Raw genomic sequence first — 3,764 nt, 5'->3', positions numbered from 1 at the left:
CCCCTACTGTATTATTCTATTTTTAACTCATTTAAAATGGCTGGCCTTATTTTTTCATTTCTATTAATTGAAAAAAAACTAAATTAATATCTACGATATTCGCTTCTTGGTCTAGGCGGGCGGGCTTCGTCAATTTTTAAAGGACGATCTTCGAAATCGGTATTATTTAAAGCATCTTTGGCTTTTTTAGCTTCTTCCGGAGAAGACATTTCTACAAATCCAAAGCCTTTTCCTTCGATGATGTTAACACTCTTTACTTCACCATAAGCAGAGAAAAGTTCTTTCAACTGTTCGTTAGTTACTGCATACTTAAGATTTCCGACATACAATTTACTACCTTCCATTCTTCCTACCTCCTTTTCGTTATTATTTCTCTTTAGTCCAATAACGTTTCTTATAGGAGGTAGAAACAAGAAAGTGATTCCAACCTCTTTAACGATAACATTATTTAACCACAAGAGACCCCTCATAAACAATCTCTGTTTTCAGAGGATTAATAGATTGTTTTTAGCATCTCTTTTGAGTAAGAAAGACCAGCCATTTAAATTAACTTTTTCTCTTATATTTTACCTCTTTCCACAATTTTGTCAAATTTTTTATTAAGATAAGTCTACACCTTTTTATTTACCTTCGGCAATCTTTCCTCTAACTACCCCACTAAAGTTTACATCAACTAAAAATCTGTAACATTTTTTGATCAGATTTCATTTAATTTTTATCTATTTATTCTCTCGTGAAATTATCATATTTTGAAGTGGCATTCTTTTTGTTTTAATCGTACCTATAGCTGGCCAGCCAATTGCAATATGCAAGGCCACCTCAATATATTCTGGAAGTCCATATTTTTTCTTGAATTCTTTACCCGTATCTTTTGTTTTTTCCGAATCTACTAACTTAGAGAGCCAGACTCCTCCCAAACCCAAGGCATGAGCCATTAGAAGCATATGATCAGCAGCAGCTGCTGCATCATAACCTGGATTTTGAGGAACAAGTTTATCCTGTCCGACTACTTGTGAAATTCTTTTATCATAACATAGAACGATTACCACTGCATTTTTAACATGAATATCGCTCCAAATCATCTCAATTTCCTTCGAATCTTTTAGAACAATGAATCGAAGTTCATCGAGATTACATCCAATTGGTGCTGCTCTACCCGCTTCAAGCACTTTGTTAATCATGTTATCTGGTATAGGTTTATCCATCCAATCGCGTATCGAACATCGATCCTGAATTAGTCTATCTATAATCTCCAATTGTTGATTCGTAAAAGGTTTATGGGGGGATCTTTTCCATTCAATTTTCTCGCCAGTACGAACTTTTTTAGCAAGCTCACAGTATTCCTTTGCCCATAGAATATCCTCATCATCTTCTGTAAGTTTCCTCTCTTTCCATACATCAAATACCAATTGGGCTTGCAAACCAAAATTCGGCTTTGCTTCTCCATTCCATTTTTTTATAAGAGAATAGAACGGGACTTCAATATTGTGATGTATGCGTTCCCGAAGTAATGCACGAAGAAGTTCGGAATCCATCTCCTTTAAATCTTCCTGCTCATAAATCGGTCCCCCTAAAAATTGAATTTTTGTTTCTTTGCTCATATGATTGAAAATCTCCTCTTCATTTTTATTTGATTATCTATTATTTTTAATAATCCTTCGTCTGTTTATCAATATACGACCAATCCATATCATCATTTAAAAAATCTTCTCTTTCTTGTTTAGTTGTCTCTCTTATTATAAATTCACAATATTTATTGCCATCAGGTATTGATTTTTTGTGAACTAATGCAAAATTGGGATTGTAAGTCATATACTTTGCCGGATCTACATAACAATAAAGCCGTCCGATTTCATCTTCGCCAAGTTCTTTCCATAATTTTCCCATGACACATCCATAAGCCCTTTTTCTCTTTTCCCCATCAACATCTACCTCTTCAATCCCATCATGCATCCCATATAATGGTAGATCTTCTCTATAATGCTCAGGTATATTGTTATTTCCTTGTGCATTGACAGCATCTTTTACACTTTTTCCAATTATCGTACCATAATCTTTTATTGCCTTTAAAACTAATTTTTTACCTTCTATATTCCCTAACTCCTTTATAATTGTTTTTGCATAAGAAAGGTGCAAAAGTGCTAATCTTCTGCAAACTTTTTCAATCTGTTCTTTTGCGTCTTCTAAATTAACTTGCTGATTTATTTCTTTATCAACCATAAACACTACTCCTTTTAATGAAAGATTCAACTTAATTGCAAAATTATAAAATTAAGATATTTTATTCTATGATATAGTTTTTATTTAATCTTATTTAGGTAGTTTTAATCAAATTAGTCCTAAAATCTTTGGTAAAAATAAAACTATTGCAGGGAAAAAAGTAATTATCAATAATATTACTAATGCAGGCAGAAAGAAAGCCCAAATTTCTCTAACCGCATTACCAAAGGGAACACCAACAACAGCAGAGGCAGCATAAAGAACTATTCCCACTGGTGGAGTGACCATAGCTAAAACACCTGTAAACACAAAAACCGCTGCCAAATGAAAAGGATGAATTCCTATTGGAATTAAAATTGCTGCAGAAATGGGACCCAATAAAATCATTATAGGGCCATCGTCTAAAAAGCATCCTAAGAATAAAATTAAAAGCTCAACAAGTAACAGAAGAATGTACTTATTATCCGTCATAAGCAACATGGAGCGAGCCATTAATTTTATAATGCCAGTACTTGTCAAGGCATGGCTTAAAGTAAAAGATGCACAAATTAAAAACATTATTACTGCTGTCTGGCAAGCACTTTTATATAATGCTTGCGTAATTTGTTGAATCGAAGTAATTGTCTTATAATAAAAAATCCCTAATAATATTGTCATTAAAACTCCCATAACGCCTGCTTCTGTTGGTGTAGCTATTCCTCCATAAATTGATCCTAATACACTAACAGGGACTAAAAGAGCAGGTAACGTAATAATAAAACTTTTTAGCAAGCTAACAGAAGATTCTTTCGAGACATCATTATATGGTTCATAATTTCTTTTTTTTGATATAATATAATTGCCAATCAATAATGCTAATGTAAATAAAATTCCAACCCCACCCACCGTTATCCATACTGTAAAAACTGGCAAATTTATAACAATTGCAAAAACTAATCCAGAGATACTAGGAGGAATTAAAGTTCCTAAAATTCCAGAATAAGATAATAAGGTAACTAAATACGTTGGTTTATAAGTATATTTTTTCATTTGGGGAATTAAAATTCCACCAACTGCTGCTGTAGTGCCAACTGCTGACCCTGTTAATGCCCCCGTAGCAGCACAAGATAAAATCATAATCATCCCGCTTATACCCACTTTAAATATTTTCCCAGCTATTTTTTTAAAAAAGCCCACTAAGCAATCAGATATTTTTGTTTCATTCATTACTGTCCCCAGTAGAATATAAAAATAGATTGCTAATAATGGAAAACTAAAGCCGGCAGCTAATCTATTAAATGGAGTTAAAAGTGTTGCTGACCCTCCAATAAATAATAATATAAAAAGAATTCCTGTTAATATCATTGCAAAAGCGATAGGAAGTCCTATCAAGATTAATATTAGAAAACCTAAAAATATTAAAATCCCTACCATTTTTCGCTACCTTCCTTTTCATAATCTTCTTTCAAATTTTTTATTTTATTGATTATTTTGTATAAATATCTTACAGACATTCCTATAAAACCCATTGCTATAGTTGAAAATAGAATTATTGAATTTGGTAT

The 3,764-nt window shown here is 32.5% G+C and carries 4 protein-coding genes; all 4 read right to left on the bottom strand.

What is annotated here, in order from left to right:
- Positions 1 to 83: 83 nt before the first annotated feature.
- Complete coding sequence (locus ENO17_00335) at positions 84 to 344, bottom strand: RNA-binding protein (protein ID HER23503.1); 261 nt, start codon at positions 342 to 344, stop codon at positions 84 to 86.
- Positions 345 to 719: 375 nt separating this feature from the next.
- Positions 720 to 1,601, bottom strand: a complete 882-nt coding sequence (locus ENO17_00330) for a hypothetical protein (protein HER23502.1) — start codon at positions 1,599 to 1,601, stop codon at positions 720 to 722.
- 46 nt (positions 1,602 to 1,647) lie between these two features.
- On the bottom strand, positions 1,648 to 2,220 hold the full coding sequence (locus ENO17_00325) for a hypothetical protein (protein HER23501.1): 573 nt from the start codon (positions 2,218 to 2,220) through the stop codon (positions 1,648 to 1,650).
- A 108-nt stretch (positions 2,221 to 2,328) separates the two neighbouring features.
- Positions 2,329 to 3,633: a TRAP transporter large permease gene (locus ENO17_00320; GenBank protein ID HER23500.1), complete on the bottom strand. Its 1,305-nt coding sequence runs from the start codon at positions 3,631 to 3,633 to the stop codon at positions 2,329 to 2,331.
- Between the last annotated feature and the right edge of the window lie 131 nt (positions 3,634 to 3,764).

It is taken from the genome of Candidatus Atribacteria bacterium, assembly GCA_011056645.1.
GTDB classification, from domain to species: domain Bacteria; phylum Atribacterota; class Phoenicimicrobiia; order Phoenicimicrobiales; family Phoenicimicrobiaceae; genus Sediminicultor; species Sediminicultor quartus.
Note: the sequence above shows the minus strand (reverse complement) of the source record. Positions and strands in the feature narration are given on the sequence as shown.

What these genes read in the sequence shown, in the direction of transcription:
- ENO17_00335 (HER23503.1), bottom strand. Translation starts at nt 344, where the DNA reads ATGGAAGGTAGTAAATTGTATGTCGGAAATCTTAAGTATGCAGTAACT.
- ENO17_00330 (HER23502.1), bottom strand. Translation starts at nt 1,601, where the DNA reads ATGAGCAAAGAAACAAAAATTCAATTTTTAGGGGGACCGATTTATGAG.
- ENO17_00325 (HER23501.1), bottom strand. Translation starts at nt 2,220, where the DNA reads ATGGTTGATAAAGAAATAAATCAGCAAGTTAATTTAGAAGACGCAAAA.
- ENO17_00320 (HER23500.1), bottom strand. Translation starts at nt 3,633, where the DNA reads ATGGTAGGGATTTTAATATTTTTAGGTTTTCTAATATTAATCTTGATA.